The organism is Cupriavidus sp. USMAHM13, assembly GCF_001854285.1.
GTDB classification, from domain to species: domain Bacteria; phylum Pseudomonadota; class Gammaproteobacteria; order Burkholderiales; family Burkholderiaceae; genus Cupriavidus; species Cupriavidus malaysiensis.
Genome location: NZ_CP017752.1, coordinates 2,417,063 through 2,437,495 on the forward strand (window position 1 = coordinate 2,417,063; position 20,433 = coordinate 2,437,495).

Annotated in this window: 20 protein-coding genes; 13 read left to right on the forward strand and 7 right to left on the reverse strand. The window is 68.4% G+C overall.

All coding sequences use genetic code 11. The features are described from left to right. Position 1: 1 nt before the first annotated feature. From BKK81_RS28910 to BKK81_RS28930, 5 genes are all read left to right on the forward strand, one after another. Positions 2–1,987 carry an FUSC family protein gene (locus tag BKK81_RS28910; RefSeq protein WP_071020042.1) on the forward strand — a complete coding sequence of 662 codons (1,986 nt, stop codon included), beginning with the start codon at positions 2–4 and terminating at the stop codon, positions 1,985–1,987. Further along, positions 1,987–2,196, forward strand: a complete 210-nt coding sequence (locus tag BKK81_RS28915) for a DUF1656 domain-containing protein (RefSeq protein WP_071020044.1) — start codon at positions 1,987–1,989, stop codon at positions 2,194–2,196. Before BKK81_RS28910 ends, BKK81_RS28915 begins: the two co-directional genes overlap by 1 nt. Further along, entirely contained in the window at positions 2,193–3,161 is a 969-nt protein-coding gene (locus BKK81_RS28920; protein WP_071020047.1) for an efflux RND transporter periplasmic adaptor subunit, read from the forward strand. Before BKK81_RS28915 ends, BKK81_RS28920 begins: the two co-directional genes overlap by 4 nt. Then, positions 3,158–4,696 (forward strand): efflux transporter outer membrane subunit, encoded by a 1,539-nt coding sequence (locus BKK81_RS28925; protein ID WP_071020050.1) that lies wholly within the window; start codon positions 3,158–3,160, stop codon positions 4,694–4,696. Before BKK81_RS28920 ends, BKK81_RS28925 begins: the two co-directional genes overlap by 4 nt. Positions 4,697–4,938: 242 nt before the next feature. Continuing rightward, the gene (locus BKK81_RS28930; protein ID WP_418235919.1) at positions 4,939–5,715 is read left to right on the forward strand and encodes a MetQ/NlpA family ABC transporter substrate-binding protein; all 777 of its coding nucleotides are present in this window, start codon (positions 4,939–4,941) and stop codon (positions 5,713–5,715) included. Positions 5,716–5,864: 149 nt separating this feature from the next. Here the strand turns inward: BKK81_RS28930 and pcaD are convergent, their stop codons facing one another. The 6 genes from pcaD to BKK81_RS28960 form a co-directional block, all read right to left on the reverse strand. Beyond that, positions 5,865–6,644 carry a 3-oxoadipate enol-lactonase gene (gene pcaD, locus BKK81_RS28935; protein ID WP_071020055.1) on the reverse strand — a complete coding sequence of 260 codons (780 nt, stop codon included), beginning with the start codon at positions 6,642–6,644 and terminating at the stop codon, positions 5,865–5,867. Positions 6,645–6,694: 50 nt separating this feature from the next. After that, complete coding sequence (gene catC, locus BKK81_RS28940) at positions 6,695–6,979, reverse strand: muconolactone Delta-isomerase (RefSeq protein ID WP_071020058.1); 285 nt, start codon at positions 6,977–6,979, stop codon at positions 6,695–6,697. A 103-nt stretch (positions 6,980–7,082) separates the two neighbouring features. Then, complete coding sequence (locus BKK81_RS28945) at positions 7,083–8,129, reverse strand: cyclase family protein (protein WP_071022564.1); 1,047 nt, start codon at positions 8,127–8,129, stop codon at positions 7,083–7,085. A gap of 54 nt (positions 8,130–8,183) precedes the next feature. After that, entirely contained in the window at positions 8,184–8,480 is a 297-nt protein-coding gene (locus BKK81_RS28950; RefSeq protein ID WP_071020060.1) for a YciI family protein, read from the reverse strand. A 77-nt stretch (positions 8,481–8,557) separates the two neighbouring features. Next, on the reverse strand, positions 8,558–9,901 hold the full coding sequence (locus BKK81_RS28955) for a short-chain fatty acid transporter (protein WP_071020062.1): 1,344 nt from the start codon (positions 9,899–9,901) through the stop codon (positions 8,558–8,560). Between the two features lie 228 nt (positions 9,902–10,129). Further along, positions 10,130–11,035 (reverse strand): LysR family transcriptional regulator, encoded by a 906-nt coding sequence (locus BKK81_RS28960; RefSeq protein WP_071020065.1) that lies wholly within the window; start codon positions 11,033–11,035, stop codon positions 10,130–10,132. A 109-nt stretch (positions 11,036–11,144) separates the two neighbouring features. Here BKK81_RS28960 and BKK81_RS28965 point away from each other — a divergent pair, with 109 nt between their 5' ends. The 3 genes from BKK81_RS28965 to BKK81_RS28975 all read left to right on the forward strand — a co-directional run bounded on the left by BKK81_RS28965 (position 11,145) and on the right by BKK81_RS28975 (position 13,650). Further along, positions 11,145–12,266 carry a muconate/chloromuconate family cycloisomerase gene (locus tag BKK81_RS28965; protein WP_071020068.1) on the forward strand — a complete coding sequence of 374 codons (1,122 nt, stop codon included), beginning with the start codon at positions 11,145–11,147 and terminating at the stop codon, positions 12,264–12,266. Between the two features lie 41 nt (positions 12,267–12,307). Continuing rightward, positions 12,308–12,586 carry a muconolactone Delta-isomerase gene (gene catC / locus BKK81_RS28970; RefSeq protein ID WP_071020071.1) on the forward strand — a complete coding sequence of 93 codons (279 nt, stop codon included), beginning with the start codon at positions 12,308–12,310 and terminating at the stop codon, positions 12,584–12,586. A 62-nt stretch (positions 12,587–12,648) separates the two neighbouring features. Continuing rightward, entirely contained in the window at positions 12,649–13,650 is a 1,002-nt protein-coding gene (locus tag BKK81_RS28975; RefSeq protein ID WP_418235900.1) for a tripartite tricarboxylate transporter substrate binding protein, read from the forward strand. Positions 13,651–14,012: 362 nt separating this feature from the next. On the opposite strand, the gene BKK81_RS28980 is transcribed toward BKK81_RS28975, so the two are convergent. Beyond that, on the reverse strand, positions 14,013–15,260 hold the full coding sequence (locus BKK81_RS28980; protein WP_071020073.1) for a tyrosine-type recombinase/integrase: 1,248 nt from the start codon (positions 15,258–15,260) through the stop codon (positions 14,013–14,015). Positions 15,261–15,402: 142 nt separating this feature from the next. Between BKK81_RS28980 and BKK81_RS28985 the strand changes: the two genes are divergently transcribed. The 5 genes from BKK81_RS28985 (at position 15,403) to BKK81_RS29005 (ending at position 20,380) form a co-directional block, all read left to right on the forward strand. Continuing rightward, positions 15,403–16,443 (forward strand): DNA-binding protein, encoded by a 1,041-nt coding sequence (locus BKK81_RS28985; protein WP_071020076.1) that lies wholly within the window; start codon positions 15,403–15,405, stop codon positions 16,441–16,443. Positions 16,444–16,765: 322 nt separating this feature from the next. Then, positions 16,766–17,425, forward strand: a complete 660-nt coding sequence (locus BKK81_RS28990; RefSeq protein WP_071020078.1) for a response regulator — start codon at positions 16,766–16,768, stop codon at positions 17,423–17,425. A gap of 71 nt (positions 17,426–17,496) precedes the next feature. Then, positions 17,497–18,834, forward strand: a complete 1,338-nt coding sequence (locus BKK81_RS28995; protein WP_197523995.1) for a sensor histidine kinase — start codon at positions 17,497–17,499, stop codon at positions 18,832–18,834. 72 nt (positions 18,835–18,906) lie between these two features. Continuing rightward, a complete protein-coding gene (locus tag BKK81_RS29000) occupies positions 18,907–19,848 on the forward strand; it encodes a hypothetical protein (RefSeq protein ID WP_156811477.1) in 942 nt (313 codons plus the stop codon). After that, on the forward strand, positions 19,841–20,380 hold the full coding sequence (locus BKK81_RS29005) for a hypothetical protein (protein WP_156811478.1): 540 nt from the start codon (positions 19,841–19,843) through the stop codon (positions 20,378–20,380). The genes BKK81_RS29000 and BKK81_RS29005 overlap by 8 nt, the downstream gene beginning before the upstream one ends. The last annotated feature ends 53 nt before the right edge of the window (positions 20,381–20,433 follow it).

Sequence of the window (20,433 nt, forward strand, 5' to 3'; positions counted from 1 at the left end):
GATGGGCAGTACCTGGCCGTCCGCGCGCGACTGGATCTTCTCCACCAAGGCCTTCGTGGCCTCCATGCTGGCCCTGTTCATCGCGCTCTACATCGGCCTGCCGCGCCCCTACTGGGCCATGGCGACCGTCTACGTGGTGGCGCACCCGCTGACCGGCGCGACCCGCTCCAAATCCATGTACCGCGTGCTCGGCACGCTGCTGGGCGCGGCCGCCTCGGTGGCGCTGGTGCCCTCGCTGGTCAATACGCCACCGCTGCTGATGGCGGCAGTGGCTGTCTGGGTCGCGGTGCTGCTCTACGTGGCGCTGCTCGACCGCTCCCCGCGCAGCTACCTGTTCATGCTGGCCGCCTACACGCTGCCGATGGTGGCGCTGCCGGCAGTGGACCACCCGGGCGGCGTCTTCGACCTGGCCATCGCACGTTCCGAAGAGATCTGCCTGGGCATCATCTGCGCCAGCGTGGTCGGCGCCGTGGTCTTCCCCGCCAAGGTCTCCAACGTGCTGCGCGACCGCCTGGCGCAGTGGATGGGCGACGCGGCGCAGTGGGCCGGCGACATGCTGTCGCTGCGCGATGCCGGTGCGGCGGTATCGCTTCACCAGAGCCGGCACCGCATGGCCGCCGACATCCTGGCGCTCGACCAGTTGATCAGCCAGCTTTCCTACGACACCGAGACCGCCGCGCGCATCCGCGATGCCAAGGAACTGCGCGGCCGCATGACCATGCTGCTGCCGGTGCTGGCCTCCCTGGCCAGCCTGGTCGAGACCATGCAGCGCGACGAAGCCGGCGTACCGGACCAGCTGGCCGCCCGCATGACCGCCGTTTCCGCCTGGATCCGCGGCGAGGCTGCGGCCCCTCCCGCGCTCGAGGAGAACACACCGCCTGCGCTGGCAACCGCGGTGGCGTCCACCGCCTACGAGCGGCTGCGCGAGTTGACCGCCCTGTGGCAGGATTGCGTGGCACTGCAGCGGCGCCTGGGTGAAGCCGCGCCGGCCGGAGACTGGCAGCCCGTATTCCGGCGCTGGAACGTCGGCGCGGCACGCCACTACGACCACGGCATGCTGCTGTTTTCCACCGGCACCACCGCGCTGGGCATCTTCTGCATGGGCATGGTCTGGATCCTGTCCGGCTGGGCCGACGGCGCCAGCGCGGTGGCCCTGGGCGCGGTGTCCTGCTGTTTCTTCGCCGCGCTGGACGAACCCGCGCCGATGATCCGTTCCTTCTTCATCTGGAACGTGGTCTGCGTGCTGCTGGCCATGGTCTACCTGTTCATGATCCTGCCGCGGGCGCACGACTTCGAGATGCTGGTGGCGATGTTCGCCATCCCCTACCTGTTGTTCGGCGTGATGATCGCCCAACCCAGGCTGGCGCTGATCGCCGTGCCGCTGGCCATGGTCACGGCCACCGACATCGGCCTGCAAGGCAGCTACAACGCCGATTTCCAGACTTTCTTCAACACCAACGTGGCCGGCGTGGCGGGCATTCTGTTCGCGCTGGTGTGGACGCTGCTGGTCCGGCCCTTCGGCACCGCCGCGGCGGCACGCCGCCTGGTGCGGGCAAGCTGGGGCGACATCGCGCGCAATGCCACCGGACGCGCTCCCCATGAGCACGACCACCTGCGCGCCCGCATGCTGGACCGGCTGGCGCAACTGGTGCCGCGCCTGGCGGCCAGCGAGAACGAGCGCTCCACCGACGGTTTCACCGAGGTACGGGTGGAACTGAGCACGCTGGCGCTGCAGCGCGAGCTGCCGGCGCTGCCGGAGGCCTCCCAGCATGCAGTGCGCCGCGTGCTGCAAAGCGTGGCCGGCTATTACCGCGACCGCCTCGAAGCCAAGGCCGACGCACCGCCGGAAGCTCTGCAGCGGCGCCTGATGCGCGCGATGCAGGGGGTGGCCGAGCGGGCCGACCAGGCCTCGCGTACGGCGATGTCGGCCCTCGTCGAAATGGAAGTGGCCTTGTTTTCAACCTCTCCCGTCAACGGGAAGCAATGATGAGCGGTGAAGTCAACCTCTACGGCGTCTACGTTCCCAGCCTGCTGGTGTGGATGCTGCTGGCCTTCGTGATCATGGCGGGCCTGCGCGCCGGTTTGTCGCGCGTGGGCTTCTACCGGCTGGTCTGGCACCGTTCCCTCTTCAACCTGTCGCTGTACGCCCTCATCCTGGGTGGGGTGGTGTGGCTGGCGACGCATCTGCAATCATGAAACTCAGACTGAAATCCATCGGGCCGGTCGTGCTCACGCTGGCCCTGACCGCCGGAGCGGCGGTCGTCGCCAAGCACCTGTGGGACTACTACACGATCGCACCGTGGACGCGCGACGGACATGTGCGGGCCGACGTCGTGCAGATCGCCCCCGACGTGTCAGGCCTGGTCACCCGCGTGCTGGTCAAGGACAACCAGCGTGTCAAGCGCGGCGACGCGCTGTTCGAGATCGACCGCGACCGCTTCGCCCTGGCGCTGCAGCAAGCCGAGGCCAATGCGGCGGCGATCCGCGCCACGCTGGGCCAGTCGCGCCGCGAGGCGGCACGCAGCCAGAAGCTGTCGGACATCGTCGCCAAGGAAGTGGTGGAAGAAGGGCTGGCCAAGGTGCAGCAGGGCGAGGCAGCGCTGGCCCAGGCCGAGAGCGCGGTCAACCTGGCCAAGCTGAACCTGGAGCGCACGCGCGTGCTGAGCCCCGTCGATGGCTACGTCAACGACCGCCTGCCGCGCCTGGGCGACTACGTCAGCACCGGCAAGCCGGTGATGTCGATGGTCGACGAGCAGTCCTTCCACGTGGAAGGCTATTTCGAAGAAACCAAGCTCGGCGGCATCCACCTGGGCAGCCCGGTGCGCATCCGCATCATGGGCGAGTCGCAGGTGCTGCGCGGCCACGTGCAGAGCATCGCGGCCGGTATCGAGGACCGCGACCGCAGCGCCGGCTCCTCGCTGCTGCCGAACGTGAATCCCACCTTCAACTGGGTGCGGCTGGCGCAGCGCGTGCCGGTGCGCATCGCGCTGGACGACATGCCGGCCGATATCCGCCTGGTGGCGGGCCGCACGGCCACCGTGTCGGTCGAAGAAGCGCGCGGCGGCAAGGGCGATGCGGCCCCGGCCGCCGCCGGCGCCGCCCCCCAGTCCGGCCATGCGGTCGCCCAGACCCCGGCCGGCAAGCAGGAGTCCATCCAGTGAAACGCTTTACGCTAGCCCTGATTCCGGCGCTGGCGCCGTTGCTGTTCGCCGCCTGCACCACGGTCGGCCCCGACTATCACCTGCCGGAGCAAGCCGCGGTCAAGTCGCCGGAAGCCAACGGCCCGCTGCCCGGCGCCGGCAACCCGGCCGTCTCGATCGCCCCCGTGCCGGACGGCTGGTGGCGCCTGTACGACGATCCGCGGCTCGACGCGCTGGTACAGGAAGCCCTGGCCGCCAATACCGATCTGCGCGTGGCCGCTGCCAACCTGCGCCGCGCCATCGCCACCTACCACGAGGTCGAAGCCGAGAACCTGCCGATGGCACGGGTCGAGGCGGGCGCCCAGCGTGGCGAGATCGCGGCCGAACCGCTGCTGCATGAAGAGAAGATTCCGGTCATGAATTTCGGCAACGTCGGCTTCGGCGTGTCCTACCTGATCGATTTCTTCGGCAAGCTGGCCCGCGCCGACGAGGCCGCACTGGCCGGCGCCCAGGCCAGTCAGGCCGCGCTCGACCAGACGCGCGTGGTCGTGGCCGCAGAGACCGCGCGTTCCTATGTGGAAGGCTGCGCCGCCTCGCATGAACTCTCAGTGGCCGAGCACCAGCTCGCACTGCAGGAACGCGGCGTCGAGCTGACGCGCCGCCTGGTCGAGGCGGGCCGCGGACAGCCGCTTGACCTGCTGCGCGCCCAGTCGCAGGCCGACAGCCTGCGCGCCGCGCTGCCCAGGCTGCGCGCGGGCCGGGAAGCCGCCGCCTATCGCCTGGCGGTGATGCTGGGCAAGCCGCCCGCCGCCGGTGCCGTGCAGGACTATGCCTGCCACGCGATTCCCAAGCTGAGCCAGGCCCTGCCGGTCGGCGACGGCGCGGCGCTGCTCAAGCGCCGCCCCGACGTGCGCCAGGCCGAACGCGAGCTGGCCTCGGCCACCGCCAAGATCGGGGTGGCCACCGCCGATCTGTATCCGTCCATCACCATCGGCGCCTCGGCCGGCTTCACCGGCATCCTGGATCACCTGGGCCAGGCACAGACGGCGCACTGGGGCATCGGTCCTGCGATCACCTGGAATATCCCCACCAGCGGCACCCGGGCGCGCATCCACAATATGGAAGCAGGCGCCGACGCCGCGCTGGCGCACTTCGACGGGGTGGTGCTGAAGGCCCTGCGCGAGACCGACACGGCCCTCAGCGCCTACACGCACGAACTGGAGCGCAATGCCTCACTGCGGGCCGCGCGCGACAAGGCTGACCAGGCCGCGCACCAGAACCGGCTGCTGTACGAGGCCGGCCGCGCGCCCTACCTGAACAGCCTCGACGCCGATCGGACGCTCGCCAACAACGACGCCGCGCTGGCTGCCTCGGACGGCCAGGTGGCGATGGACCAGATCAGCCTCTTCCTCGCCCTCGGCGGCGGCTGGCAGGGGGCACTCAAGGTCCACGAGCATCTCGCCACCGAACGCTCGCGCCACGAGAGCGACCACGAGAGCGACCACGAGAGCGACCACGAGAGCGACCACGAGGGCGCCACGGCCGGCACGCATTGAGGTACCCTGTGGCCTGTCCGGCGCCACCAGGCGCCGGATGGCTCACATATCGTGATTCCTTCCCGTTCCCGTCCTGTCCTGGCCATTCCGGCGGCACGCCCATCGGCGCGCCGCGCGGGGCCGGGGGCGCTCAGCAAGCGCCCCCGGCCGTCGGCAGGCGGGGTCCGGCGCCATCCGCGCCGGCTGACTAGACAAGAGAGATTCCCATGCGCGTTTCCGCGATTTCCAAGACCCTTACCTTCCTGGTCGCCGCCCTCGGCATCGCCGTCGCCGGCAGCGCCGCGGCCCAGGAGCAGACCATCCGCGTCGGCACCGTCAGCGGCCCCGACGCCGACGTGTGGAAGGTGGTGCAGAAGGTGGCCAAGCGTGAAGGCCTGAACGTCAAGGTGATCGAGTTCAACGACTACGTGCAGCCGAACGCCGCGCTGGACGCCGGCGAACTGGAGGCCAACAGCTTCCAGCACCAGCCTTACCTGGACAGCCAGATCAAGCAGCGCGGCTACAAGATGACCAGCGTGGGCTTCACCTATATCTCGCCGCTGGGCATCTATTCGCAGAAGGTGAAGGCGACCAAGGACCTGCCGCAAGGCGCCCGCGTCGCGATTCCCAATGATCCGTCCAACGAGAACCGCGCGCTGCTGCTGCTGGCCGCGCAGGGTGTGATCAAGCTGAAGCCGGGTGCCGGCACCAACGGCAGCAACGCCACGCCGCTGGATGTCGCCGAGAACCCCAAGAAGCTGAAGCTGGTCGAGCTTGACGCCGCCCAGCTTGCGCGCGCACTGCCGGACGTGGCCGCCGCCGCCATCAACACCAACTATGCGCTGGCCGCCGGCCTGCAGCCGACCCACGACGCCATCGCGCTGGAGGACATCCGCAGCCCCTACGCCAACATCATCGTGGTGCGCACGCAGGACAAGGACAAGCCCTGGGTCAAGAAGCTGCTGGCCGCCTACCAGTCGGAAGACGTGCGCCAGTTCATGAAGAGCCAGTTCAAGGGCGCCATGGTGCCGTCGTTCTGACGACACGACACGACACGGCGCTGCACGGCGCGGCGCCGACCTGGGGCCTCGGCCAGGGTCCGCGCCGATGGAAGCGAACACGGAAAAAAGAAGAAGGCCGGGCACATGCCCGGCCTTTTTTTACCTTGCCGCGCCAGCCGCGGCGGGCCTCAGCCCTGCAGGAACTCCAGCACCGTCCGCGTGAAGGGCTCGACCTGCTGCAGGTTCGAGATGTGGGCGGCTTCCAGTTCCACATAGCGCGCACCCGGGATCGCCTTGGCCAGGTACTGGCCGTCGCGCGGCGGGGTGGGCAGGTCGCCCGAGCCGGCGATCACCAGCGTCGGCAGCTGGATGTCGCGCACCCGCTCGCGCAGGTCGGCGTCGCGCACAGCCAGGCAGTTGGCGGCATAGCCGCGCGCATCGGTGGCGCTCAGCATCTGGCGCAGGTACTTGACCAGTTCCGGGCGCTTGGCGGCGAAATCCGGCGTCAGCCACCGGTCGACCACGGCCGGGGCGATGGAGCCGACACCGTCGCGCTCGACCGCGCCCGCGCGGTTGGTCCAGTTTTCCGGCGGGCCGATATAGGCCGCGGTATTGCACAGCACCAGCTTCGACAAGCGCTGCGGATGCGCCAGCGCCAGCCACATGCCGGTGATGCCGCCCATCGACAGGCCGCAGAAGTGCGCGCGCTCGATCTGCAGGTCGTCGAGCAGGCCGATCACGTCGGCGCCGAGCTGCTCCACCTGGTAGGGGCCGGCCGGCACCGACGAAGCGCCGTGGCCGCGCGTGTCATAGCGCAGCACGCGGAAATGCTTGCTGAATGCGGCGACCTGCGGCGTCCACATGTCGAGGTTGGTGCCGAGCGAGTTGGACAGCACGAGGACGGGCAGGCCGGCATCGCCGTCGAGGCGGTAGTGCAGGCGGACGCCGGGAAGGTCAGCGTAGGGCATGGTCGCGTACGGAATGGTTGGAGTGGAAGGATGCGGGCGCCGGCGCCCGCTCAGTTCTGGACGATCGCCGAGCCGTGCTGTGCCAGCGGCGTCACGGTGATGTCCATGTAGGGGTAGAGGGGCAGCGAGGTCAGCAGCGTGTGCAGTTCATCGTTCGAGGCAACGTCGAAGATGCTGACGTTGGCGTACTGCCCGGTCACGCGCCACAGGTGGCGCCATTTGCCTTCGCGCTGCAGTTGCTGCGACAGCGCCTTCTCGTCGGCCTTGAGCTGCTCGACGAAGGCCGGGTCGAGCGAATGGGGAATACGGACGGTCATCTGGGCCATGAACAGCATGCGAAGCTCCTTGCGGTAGGGGATGAAGCGGCCGCGCCCGGCGGCCGGCAGGTTGCGGGTGTCCTGGGGCAGTGTGCATCGGCAGCATCGGCCACGCAGGATACTAGACGGTCGCGACTGGCGTCACGGGCGAACCCAGGGCGCCGGGCAGCCGCAGCGGCGGGGCGGTCAGGAAGAAGCGAGTGCGCCGCTGCGTGCGCAGCCAGGCGGCCAGCTCGCGCAGGTACCACAGCTCGCCGAGCGGCAGGCCGAGCTTGAACAGGCAATGATGGTGCAGCGGCAGGCGCGGCGCCGGATCGGGTGCCGGCCGGGCCGGGTAGCGTTCGACCGCGTAGTTGTCCGCCGCCAGCGCGGCGATGCCGGAATCGGTGATCCACTGCAGCAGGCGGGCATCGCGTCCGTCGAGGGCGCAGCAGCTGTGGTGGAGCGCGTGGGCGTCAGGCTGCCGCTGCATCTCCAGCACCATCTCGGCGAAGCCGGTGCGCAGCACCAGGATGTCGCCGGGCTCCACCTCGACGGCATCGGCCTCCAGCACACGCATCAGGTCGTCGTAGCCGATCGTGCGGAACTCGCGCCCGTGATACTCGGCCAGGTCGACCATCACGCCCCGGCCCTGCACACCGTGCTCGGCCACGCGCTCGATGCCGAGCGCGTGCGCGTGGCTGTGCTCGTGGCCGCAGGGATGGTCGGCGAAGGCGGCGGCTTCGGGATAGTCGACCGGGCCGACGATGTCCTGGTTGGGCCGGTAGCCGTTGTAGTAGACACGCTCGGCAATGCCATCGCCGTCGGCATCGAAGAGGGCGCCGACGTGCGCCAGCGCATCCCATTGGGTCGAGTACTGCAGCGACAGCAGTACCTGGTCGTCGCTGAGCACGTCGACGGCACCCGGCTCCAGCTTGGCCAGCGGGAAATTGACGTAGGCGGCGCCGTCGCGGAAAGTGGGCCGCAGCCGCGGCGGGTTGCGCCGCGCATTGAGGGCGTTGCCGCCCGGGAAATCGAGCGGCAGCGACAGGCAGAAGGTATGGCCGGCACGGATCTCGGCCGCCGCCGCGCGGATCCGCTCCGGCGTGATCAGGTTGAGGCGGCCGAGCTGGTCGTCAGGGCCGAAGTCGCCCCAGTTGGCCCCTTCTGGGCGATGTTTCCAGCGCATGGGTGGCAGGGTCGCGTCGGTCATGGAACAGGGAGCGGGCGCGGCGCGCCGGTGTCAGAGGAAGCAGCGGCCGTCGAGATAGGCCTTGCGCCAGCGCGTGACGCGCACCTCGGCGAACAGCCCGGCGCGGGCGAACGGATCGGCGTCGATGAACTGCTGGGCCGCTTCGCGGGTCGGCAGGTCGACGATGTAGATGCCGCCGCCGGCATCGCCGCCATCGTCGTGCAGCTTGGCGCCGCTGGCCAGCAGCAGGGCCTTGTTCTGTTCCAGGTAGTCGAGGTGGGCAGGGCGGTGGGCCTGGCGCACCGCCTGGTGGTCGGGCTTGTCCCAGGTTTCGATCAGGAAAGGCATGCGGGTCTCCTTGGTGGCGGCGGCCTTGAGCCGCCTCGGGTAGCAGCGGCGGCCGCGCAGGCGGCCGCCCTCCTGGCTCAGCCGATCTGGGCGCCCCACAGCAGCATGGCGCCGATGTAGACCAGGCCGACCCAGAACATCATGATGACCGTGTAGCCCATCACGTCCTTGAGGCTGAGCTTGGACAACGCCAGCGCCGGCAGGATCCAGAAGGGCTGCACCAGGTCGTTCCAGGCATTGCCGAGCATCACCGACATCGAGGTCTGGCTGACCGAACTGCCGATCGCCTTGGCCGCATCGATCATGAACGGGCCCTGGATCACCCAGTGGCCGCCGCCCGACGGCGCGAAGAAGTTGATCACGAAGGAGCTGATCAGCCCCCAGAACGGCAGCGTCTGCGGCGTGGCGATGTCGACGAACACGCGCGAAATGCTGTCGACCAGGCCCGACCCGGCCATGATCGCCATGATGCCGGCATAAAACGGGTACTGCAGGATGATGCCGGAAATGGTCTTGATGCCCTCGTTCAGCTTGGCCACGTATTGGGCCGGCGTACCCAGCAGCAGCACGCCCAGGAACAGGATCAAGAAGTTGATCAGGTTCAGGTCGAGCGAGCCGCCGTCACGGAAATGGAATACGGCATAGGCGATGCCGCACAGGCCGATCAGCAGGCTCAGCAGGCGGCTGTTGTTGAGGCGGCTGGCGAGCGTGTTCTCGCCGCCGATGCTGTGCACCGGCGCGGCGCCCTCGTCCTGGCCGTCGCTGGCGGCGGGGCGGATCTCGACGATGTCGGCCGGGTTGCGCGGATGCAGCCAGGCATTCAGCAGCGGCAGGGTGACGATCACCACCAGGCTGGTCAGCAGCATCGGCGTGGAGAAGATGGTCTCCGACAGCGGCACCACGCCCATCAGCTTCTCCATCGGGTGGCCCTTGGTCGAGATCAGCACCGGGATGCTGGCCGACAGGCCCAGTCCGTAGAGCGTGAAACCGCTATAGGCTGCCGCGATGATCAGCGGGTAATGCACACCTTTGACGCGCGTTGCCAGCTTTTTGGCGACAATTCCACCGATCACCAGGCCGAAGCCCCAGTTCAGGTAGCTGCCGATGCCGCCCACCAGGGTGGCGACGATGATGGCGGTGCGCGGCGTGCGCACCGCGCCGACGATGCGGTCGAGCAGGCGGTCGGTCAGCGGCGCGGTGGCCAGCACATAGCCCATGGCCAGGATGACGGCCATCTGCGTGGTAAAGGCCAGCAGGCTCCAGAAACCCTTGCCCCAGCTGGTAATCACGGCGGGAACCGGCTGTCCCTCCACTGCAATGGCCATCACCATGGTCAGCAGCGTCAGGCCGATGGCGAAAACGAAAGGATCCGGCAGGTACCGGCGCATCAGTTCCGTGAAGAACCCGGCGATCTTGTTCACTCTGTGTCCCCAGACAAGTCAACTTAAAATTGCCGCATATAGAACTCATGTTCTCATTGCGAACATATTGCGGCAGTGCGAGGATGCTAGAGATATCCGACCGGCCGGTCAAGTCAATGCATTGGCGTATTGCGATCAGATCCTGCAACAATCCCCGAATTCACGAGGCATTGCTGCTGGAATTGTTGCCATGCAGCAAACGATGGGCGGCACCGCGCGACGCGCGTATCAGGCGTCGTGCGCAGCGGCGTGCAGCTTGGCCTGCCGCTCGACCCAGGCGATGGCGCGCGCCAGGAATGGCGAGCGATCGCCGGCGCGGTAGCTCATGATCACCGGCGAAGTGAAGCCGGGCGCATCGATCGCCTGATAGCGCACATCGTCGCGATGCAGGCGCTGCACCGAGGCCGGCACCAGGGTGATGCCCAGCCCTGCGGCGACCAGCCCGAGCGCCGTCTGCAGCTCGTTGGCTTCCTGCACCACGCGCAACTGCAGGCCGCGCGCGCGGAACAGGCCCAGCACGTGGTCGGCATAGCTCGGGCGAGGGCGGGCCGGGTAGAGGATGAAGGGTTGGCGCGCCAGCGCCTCGGGCGACAAGGACGGTTGCCCGCTGGCCGGATGTGCCGCCGGCAGGGCGGCCACCAGCGGCTCGGCCATCACTACGGCGCGGGAGATGGCCGGGTCGTTCAGGGTGATGCGGCCGAAGCCGATATCGATGCGTCCGGCCTTCAAGGCCTCCACCTGCTGGACCGTGATCAGCTCGGACAAGCCGACCTCGACCTGGGCATCGGCGGCACGCAGTTCCCGGATCAGTTCGGGCAGGAATCCGTACAGCACCGAGGGCACGAAGCCGATGCCGAACCAGCGCTTGTCGCCCTGGCCGATGCGGCGGGTGCCCTCCACCACCTCCTCGATGCGCCCCGTCAGCTGGACCGACTGCTCCAGCAGGAAGCGCCCGGCCTCGGTCAGGCGCAGGCCGCGCCCGACGCGGTCGAACAGCGGCACGCCGATCTCGTCCTCCAGCTGGCGGATCTGGCGCGACAGCGGCGGCTGGGCGATGTGCAGCCGCGCGGCGGCGCGCGTCACATTCAGCTCCTCTGCGACCGCTTGGAAATAGCGCAGGTGGCGAAGCTCCACTCATACCTCCAAGGTATCATTCGAGACATGATCGGTCTTGGACACTCACAAAGTCAACCTGCATACTGCGGAGGTCATTCTTTCAACGTCCAAACCCAATCCTTCAGGTATGAAAGCTAGCGTCAGCGCGATCGAGGCCATCCTGGTCGACCTGCCCACCATCCGGGCCCACCAGCTGGCCATGGCGACCATGCAGCGGCAGACGCTGGTGATCGTGCGCCTGCGCTGCAGCGACGGCGTGGAGGGGATCGGCGAAGCCACCACCATCGGCGGCCTGTCGTATGGCGACGAAAGCCCGGAAGGCATCAAGCTGACCATCGACACCTACCTGGCCCCCGCACTGGCCGGCGTCGATGCGACCAATGTCCACGGCGCCATGCAGCGCCTGGGCAAGGTGGCGCGCGGCAACCGCTTCGCCAAGTCGGCCATCGAGACCGCGCTGCTCGACGCGCAGGCCAAGCGCCTCGGCGTGCCGCTGGTGGAACTGCTCGGCGGCGCCGTGCGGCCGACGCTGCCGGTGTTGTGGACCCTGGCCAGCGGCGATACCGGCCGCGATATCGAGGAAGCCGAATCGCTGCTGGCGCAACGCCGCCACGATACCTTCAAGCTCAAGATCGGCCGCCGCGCGCTGCGCGAGGACGTGGCACACGTGTCGGCCATCAAGCGGGCACTGGGCGAGCGCGCACGCATCACGGTGGACGTCAACCAGGCCTGGAACGAGGCCGAAGCCGCCACCGGCATCGCCATGCTGGAAGCTGCCGGCATCGACCTGATCGAACAGCCCACGCCGCGCGACAACCGTGGCGCGCTGGCCCGGCTGGCGGCGCGCTTCGTGGTACCGATCATGGCCGACGAGGCGGTGTGCGGCCCGGAAGACGCCATGGAGCTGGCGCGCATCGCCGGCGCCGACGTGTTCGCGCTGAAGATCGCCAAGGCCGGCGGCATCCACGCCATGCTGCGCACCGCCGCGGTCGGCGATGCGGCCGGCATCGCGCTGTATGGCGGCACCATGCTGGAAGGCAGCGTCGGCTCCATCGCCGCCGCCCATGGCTTCTGCACGCTGCCGCAGCTGGCCTGGGGCACCGAACTGTTCGGGCCGCTGCTGCTCAAGGACGACATCGTCGTCGAGCGCCCGGCCTACCGTGACTTCAGCCTCCATCTGCCCGAAGGCCCGGGCCTCGGCCTGGTCCTGGACGAGGACAAGCTCAAGTTCTACCGGCGCGCCGCCTGAGCCGCGCGCCCCGACCCACTCATCGTACAGAAGGACACGCCATGCTTTACCTGGTCAGGATGGACGTCAACATCCCGCACGACATGCCCGCAGCGCAGGCCGACGAGATCAAGGCCCGCGAAAAGGCCTACTCGCAGGAACTGCAGCGCAGCGGCAAGTGGCCACAGATCTACCGCGTGGTCGGCGAGTACGCCAACTACAGCATCTTCGACGTGGAATCCCACGATGAGCTGCACACCCTGCTGTCCGGGCTGCCCCTGTTCCCGTACATGAAGATCCACGTGACGCCGCTGGCCAAGCATCCGTCGTCGATCCGCTGAGCGCGCGACACCGTCAGCGACACCGGCACCGACGACAAACCAACCAAACACGGGGGGAGACCTTGAACGCAAAACCTTTCGCGCGCCTGTCCGCGCGCCTTCACCAGGCCTGCGCGGCCGCGCTGCTGGCCGGCCTGGCCGTGAGCGCCGGCGCCGCCCACGCGGCCTATCCGGACAAGCCCCTGCGCTGGATCGTGCCGTTCCCGGCCGGCGGCGCCATGGACAACATCGCACGCGTGCTGGGCCAGGAAATGGGCCGCTCGATGGGTGCCGCCGTAGTGGTGGAAAACCGTCCGGGCGCCGGCGGCAATATCGGCGCGGAGATGGTCGCGCGCGCCCCTGCCGACGGCTACACCCTCATCATCGTCGCCAACGGCATGGCGGTGAACCCCTTCCTCTACGGCCGCCTCAGTTATGACCCGGTCAAGGACTTCGCGCCGGTCTCGCTGCTGGCCGTGGTGCCCAACGTGCTGGTGACCAACAAGTCCAAGCACGCCGAGAAGACCATCGCCGAAGTCATCGCCCAGGCCAAGGCGCATCCTGGCAAATACACCTACGCCTCGGCCGGCAACGGTACCTCGATCCACCTGGCGGGCGAGCTGTTCACCTCGATGACGGGTGTCAATATGCTGCACGTGCCCTACAAGGGCAGTGCCCCGGCGATGAGCGACCTGCTGGGCGGGCAGGTGGACTACATGTTCGACAGCATCACCTCGGCCAAGCCGCAGATCGACTCCGGCAAACTGACCGCCATCGCCGTCACCACGGCCAAGCGCTCCTCGGCCCTGCCGAATGTGCCGACCGTGGCGGAAGCCGGCGTGCCCGGCTATGAACTGTCGCCCTGGTTCGGAGCTTTCGTGCCCGCCGGCACGCCGCCGGCCGTGGTGGACAAGCTGAACAAGGCCATGGTGGAAGCGCTGAAGAAGCCCGACGTGCAGAAGAAGCTGGCGAGCATCGGCGCCGAGCCGATCGGCAGCACGCCCGCGGCGCTGCATGACTACCTGGCGCGCGAGATGGCCAAGTGGGGCCCGCTGATCAAGTCGCGCGGCATTCACGCAGACTGAACCTCGACAACACTCCCTGTCTTCGTGGCAGTACTGAAGACCCCGCCGGCCGCAAGGACCGGCGGGTTTTTTTTATCTGGGTGCGGCCCCGGCATCGGGCCGGGTCCGACCGGAGCCCGGCGCAGAGCATCGGGCTTGTCACTCCCCGGCGACACCTCGCCGGCGGCACTCCAGCCAGGTCATCGCGGACACAAGAGCGAGAAGGTGGATGCCGTCCTGGAATGCTCGGCTGGCGGATTGCAGATCGCCTGGCCGGCAGGGACTCCACACCGCCATCCGCTCGGCGGCGCCCAAGGAGCCAGGCAACAGCCATCGTTCATGCCCCATCCGCCCCGGGGCAGCCCGGGCGCCCGCTGCGGGGCTCAGCCTTTGCGCCCCCAGCCGATCTGGTGACGCTCCTGCGTGGCCGCGTGCCGCGCATCGTCCTCGCTGTGCAGGTAAGCGCTGGTGGTGGCGATCGAGGCATGGCCGAAGTTGTCGCGCACGAAGCGCAGGTCGACCTGCCGGTCCGTCATGTGCGAACCGGCGGTGTGGCGCAGCCAGTGCGCCGATGCGCTTTCCAGCACCGCCGCCTGGGCTTCCCATTGGGGACCGCGCGCGCGCATCCGCGCCGCCGCCATGGCGAAGACCTCCTTGAGGATCAGGTGCAGGGCGCCGCGCGACAAGGCCTTGTCGCGGCCGATCACCGGCAGTACCAGCGGCCGCTCTTCGCCGAACTGCGGCATGGCCGGCAGCTCATGGGCGCGGCGATAGCGCGCCAGCTCCGCGACCAGCTCATCGGTGGCCGGCACCAGGCGCGTCTTGCGTCCCTTGCCCACCACCTCCAGCCACCAGCGCTCCACCCCCAGCGCATCGCGCCGGCAGAAGAAGGCACCCATGCAGGTGTCCAGCACTTCGGCCGCACGCAGGCCACCTAGATAGAGCAGGGTGCAGAGCCAGCGGCAGCGGGCGGCATGCAGCCGTTCGCGCGCCGAGGCCTCGGCGGCCGTGCCGGGCATGGCCTCGATGGCTTCCTTGACGGCATCCCACATGGCATGGCTGAGGTAGCGGGTCACGCGCGGCGGCGTCTGGCTGCGGCGCCGGCGCGCCAGCGACAGCGGATTGCCAGCCAGGTAGCCGGCCTCGGTCAGCCAGGCGAACAAGGCGTTCAGGATCACCATGGCCTGCCGTGCGCTGGCCGGCGACAACGGTCCGGCAAAAGGCCGCCAGCCCGGATGGCTGCGCGCCAGCTTCTTGCCCGGCGGCATCACCCAGCGCGCCGCCGGCTGGGGGTCGGCGAGAAAGCGTTGATACAGCAACAGGTCCTCGTGCGTCAGCGAGGAAAGCGGCTTGCCGCGCTGCTGCACGGCCCACAGCAGCAGGCGCTCGACGTCGCGCCGATAGGTCTGCAAGGTCGCCTGGCTGTCGGCGTAGCGCGCCAGCCAGGCGGTGATGGCGGCCACGTCGTCCTGCGCGGCGATCTGCGCCCCAGCACCCGCGGCCCGGTTCGCGCCCAGGGCACCGGACAGATCGACAGGCAGGCGCAGGCGCTCCAACGGGATGGCGGGAAGCGTCGCGAGCTGCGCGGGTGAGGGCGAAGGCGAGGGCAGGGAGGGCGTGGCGTGGTCCATCTTGCGAGGCGGGGGGGTCGGATTGCGACCGATGCAGCATTATAGACAGAAGCACACTTATGTCTAAAGACTAGATCAAAGAAATAGAAAATATACGTTTTACGTAGTAATATTGTTAAATTCGAAGCCATCTCCATCCGTCATGAGCGCAAGCCCCGAATCGACCCCGCTGGACACCGCCCTGCAAGCCGACGTGGCCGCCTTGCGGGCACGCTTCACCGAAACGCGCGCGCTGTACAAGGAAGTCTGCGGCCTGCTGTTCTTCCGCTACGGCATCACGCCGACCGCCAACAAGCTCTACGGACTGGTGCGCAAGGGCAGCATGGGTACGCCGACCGAGGTGCTGGCGCAGTTCTGGCAGGAATTGCGCGAGAAGACGCGCGTGAAGATCGATCACCCGGAACTGCCGGACGCGCTCAAGCAGATCGCGGCGGAGGCGGTGCAGACCATCTGGCAGTCGGCCAACGAAGCCGCGGCGGCCGAGTTGGCCGCCTTGCGCGCCGAGACCCGCCTGCAGGCTGCGGACGCCGAGGCCGAGCGCGACCAGGCCAAGGCGGCGCGAGTTGCCGCGGAGGAGGAAACCGCCACCGTGCGCGCGGCGCTGGAGCAGGCCAGGCTGGCCGAGTCCGCGCGCCAGGGCGAGCTGGAAGCGGAAAAGCAGGCCCATGCCGCCAGCCGTGCCCGCCACGAGGCCGCACAGCAGCAGATCGCTGCGCTCGAACGTCAGTTGCTGGAATTGCGCACACAGTTCTCGCAAGAACTGGAGCAGATGCGTGAGCAGGTCCGGCTCGCACAAGAGCGCGCAACCGCGAGCGAACGGCGCGCGCTGCGTGAGATCGACCAGGAACGCGGCGCCCGCCAGGCCGCCGAGAAAGCAGCGGCCGAGCTGCGGGGCGAGCTGGCTGCGCAACAGGGCAGGGCGCAGCAGGCGGCGCTGGAAGCCGCCGAAGCCCGCGCCGCGCTGCAGGCCGAACGCGACGCGGCGACCAAGGAGGCCGGCGCCTGGAAGCAGGCCTGCGCCGAGGCGGACGCCGCGCGGCAGGCACTGCACGGCGAACTGGACGAAACGCGGCGGCGGGCCGAACGCGAGCGGGCCGAAGCCGCAGCAGCCCGGCACCCGGTGGCGCCGCGGCGGCCGGTGGCAGTCCGACGCACCAAGTTCAAGCCGGGCTCGATGACCTGAAGCAGCGATGGCCGGCCCGCCAGCCGGCTTCGCGACGACCTGCCGGATCTTCAGTGACGCCAACCGGTGCTTGATCCATGGCCGGCTTTCTCAGGGTCGCCGGCGATGTGGAGGATCTTTTGCCCATCCCGGTCAGCCTTCTTTCCACTGGCGCCCTGCATGGGCTTCTGGGCTTGGCCGCCGGGATCCACCTCGGCTTTCCCCGGCCGCTTCAGCGGCGCTTCCAAAGCCAATTCAAAGCCCGTTCGGGAACAATCCGTTCTCTGCCAAGGCGGACCGCCCTCCCAGCCCGCCCACACCCCGGCGCATCGCAAACCACCCCATGCAATTGCTCCTGATTGAAGACGACCTTGATTTCGGCAATGCCCTGCAACTGGCGCTCGCCCAAGCCGATCTGCCGACGGTATGGGTGCGCAGGCTGGTGGATGGCAATGCCCATCTGCAAACCCGGGAATTCGACTGCATCCTGCTCGACCTGAACCTGCCCGATGGCGAAGGCTTCTCGCTGCTGGAGCGGATCCGCCGCCGTGGCATCGCCACGCCGGTACTGGTGATCTCGGCACGCGAGGCCTTGGACGACCGCTTGCGCGCGCTCAATGGCGGCGCCGACGACTATGTGATCAAGCCTTTCATGATGCCCGAGCTGATCGCACGCGTGCATGTCCTGATGCGCCGCTCTGCGGGCCATGCCGCGCCGCGCTGGCGGGTGGGCGAGCTGGAGATCGATACGGTGTCGCAATCGGTCACGCGCTGCGGTGAGCCGATCGGGCTGACCGGGCGCGAGTACGCCATCCTGCGCGAGCTGGCGGCTGCCAGTGGCCGCGTGGTTCGACGCGAGCAACTATGCCTGCGGGTCTGGCCTGACGAGGCGGTGCCCAGCGCCGGCGCGCTGGAGTTCCAGATCCACGCCTTGCGGCGCAAGCTGGGCGCCAGCGCCATACAGACCATCCGCGGCGTTGGCTACATGCTGAGCGCGCCATGAAGATCATCCGGCACTGGCTGGAACAGCTGCCGCTGCTGCGGCTCCTGTGCCAGCCCTCCCTGTTCCGTCGCTTGCTGCTGTGGCAGGCGGCCAGCGTGCTGGTGCTATACAGCCTGGTCACCCTGGGGCAGCTCTGGCGCAGCCAGGCACCGCAAGGCGGCACCCTCGCACGCGAGCTGTCGATGATCGCCGGCGCCGGCGCCCGCTTTGCCAGTCTCGACACCCGGCCGGAGCGGGCCCAGGCCGTAGCCCGGCAGCTCCAGGAAATCGTGGCAACGCAGGGGATCACGGTGAAACCCCATGAGTTCGCTATCCAGATCTGGGATCGCGACGGCACCTTGCTGGCCCGCGACGCGCTCACCGACACGCTGCCCCTGACTCGCCCCGGCAGCGCGCCCGTGGAGACTCGCACGCAGCTAGGCCATTGGTACTGGCTCGGGGCCTGGAGCCCCGACCGGAAAATCTGGGCCGTGGTCGGCCTGTCCCAGGCCTTCTATGAGCGTAACAACGCTGAGCTGGCACACGTGTTCCTGCTCGCGCTGCTGGTGCTGCATGCGATGCTGCTGTGCGGGCTGTGGCTTGCCACACGCATGGGACTCAAGCCGCTGGCCAGCTTGTCCGAGCGTATCCGGCAGCGCACGGCCGATGACCCGACGCCGCTGGCGCGGCTGCGCGATGACCCGCTGGAACTGGCACCCATCATCGCCGCCCTGGATGCACAGGCTGCACAGGTCGCGCGGCTGCGCAGCACAGAACGGCGCTTCTTCGCCGATGCCGCCCACGAACTGCGCACGCCGCTGGCAGTGATCAGCGCCCAGGTCCACGTGCTGGCGCAAGAACGCGACCCGGCCCGCCTGGCGCAGTTGCAGGCGGCCCTGCAACGCGGCGTGCAGCGCTCGGCCCAGGTCCTCACCAAGGTGCTGACGCTGGCAAGGCTCGACGCATTGGAGCGCGTACCGCGAAAACTCGCGGTCGACATTCCCGAGCTGCTGCAGGCGCGCATCGCCGAATACGCCCCCCTGGCCATCGCGAAGGCACTGGACCTGGGCCTGAAGCCGTCTCCCGCTTGCCGGATCGAGGCGGACGAGGACCTGCTGATCAGCGCGCTCGACAATCTGATCGCCAACGCGATCCACTACGTCCCTTCCGGGGGCACCGTCAGCCTGGGCTGCCGCCAGTTCGAGACGAGCATGGAGATTTTCGTGGAAGACGATGGCCACGGCATCGCCCCTGACGAGCGGGAGCGCATTTTCAACCGCTTCGAGCGCGGGCGCAGCGCGGCACACACCAGCGGCAGCGGCCTCGGCTTGGCGATCGCGCGCGACATCGCACGGCTGCATGGCGGAGATCTGCTTCTGACTTGCCCCGCAACAGGTGGTTGCTGCTTCGTGATGCGCTTGCCGCGCTGAGCGGAATCGATGACGAGATGGCACCAGGCAGCGCCTGGTGCACGACGAAGACAAGAAACCTGAGGATATGCGGTGAGACGAAGCCCCCCCTTTAGACCTTCGCCGGCAAGCAAGCTGGCTGTCCTGACGGCCGCCCTGGCGCTGGCCGCGCTTGCGGCACCGCACGCATGCGGCGCGCCCGGCGCGCCGGGTGGCAAGCGGCCTCTGGCGCAGGCAGCACTTCGCCCCCCTGCGCCCGCCGAGCAGCCCTATCCGCCTGATGAGAGGTCGTTCCGGGCCATCCTCAAAGGCATGAATACCTTCACGGAAAACCATGAACTGTCACCGCAAGGTGTGCTGCGCTTCCGGCTCCATGCGCGCCAGCCCAACATCGCCATGGCGGACATCGCGCTAAGCCTGACAGGCAACGCCACGCAAGCGCCGCTGCGGGTCGCCCCCGACCAGACGTTCTCGATACCGCGCGAACATGCTGCGCTGGAAGGCGAGGCCACCGTGGTAAGCAACAAGCCCGCAGGCAGCCTGACCTGGCGCCCCGAAGTCCGTACCCCCGGCCTGCCACGCGGCAGCCGGCGCCTTGGAGACCTGCGGCTGGAGTGCCTGGTCGACATCGACAGCGATCCCAGCCGGCCAAGCGAATTGCGCCAGGTCTGCTCCGGCTCGGCTGCCGAAGCCACTTGCCTGGAAGAACCCGGCCAGTGCCTGGCCCACGCGCCCGCCGCGCTTGGCGGCTTCCTGCTGAGTAGCGTGGTTCCCCTGAACGAGGTGAAAACCGCCTATGAGCATGGCGGCTTTCGCTACCTGTTCATCGCCGACAGGCCGATCTTCAGCGTCACGCTGCGCCACGGCGGCAAACAACTGGTGCTGCCCACCATCTGGCTGTATGGCGGCCTGGCGATGCATAACCCGTTTCACGATCCGCCTTACCTGAAAGATCGCCTTTATGAATTGCCCTTGGAACGCAGCAAGTGGCCCGACGACACACTGGTCACATTCGAATACATGGACGATGCCTGAGCCTGACCTGACCATTCATCCGAGCCGCATGCCATGGCTCCATCCGCTGCCCGGGACTTCGTCAGGCAAGGCATGTGCGATCGTCATGGCCGCGCTGCTGTCAGGCGCATGTGCCTCCGCCGGAAACAAGAACGTCGCCGAGATGACCCCGGCCAGACTGGAGAACCGGATGTCTGGAAAGTCGATGACCAAGGCGGACATCAAGGACTGGCTCGGCAATACGCAGAACGAAATCCGGTTCGCGAGCGGCGCCGAGGTCTGGATCTACAGCTACCGCGAATCGACGCCCAGCCTGCTGAACTTCTACAGGAACGCCAGTGTCCTGCTGGGTGGCCAGGAGAACGACAGCAAGGAGCTCGTCATTCTGTTCGACAGGGAAGGCACCGCCAGGAAGTGGCGTTTCAATGAAACCCAGGACCAGGAACCCACCGGCGTGCTGAACAGGAAGATGTTCCCCAGGAGCGAGCCGGCGCGGTCCCAGGACAACCCGGGAGACCGGACCGGGGCAGGGAGCGGCGAGCGGCCGCGATAGCCGCGCCCGCCCGCCGCGAAGCGCAGTCGGCCTCGATCAGGCGCAGCGATAAG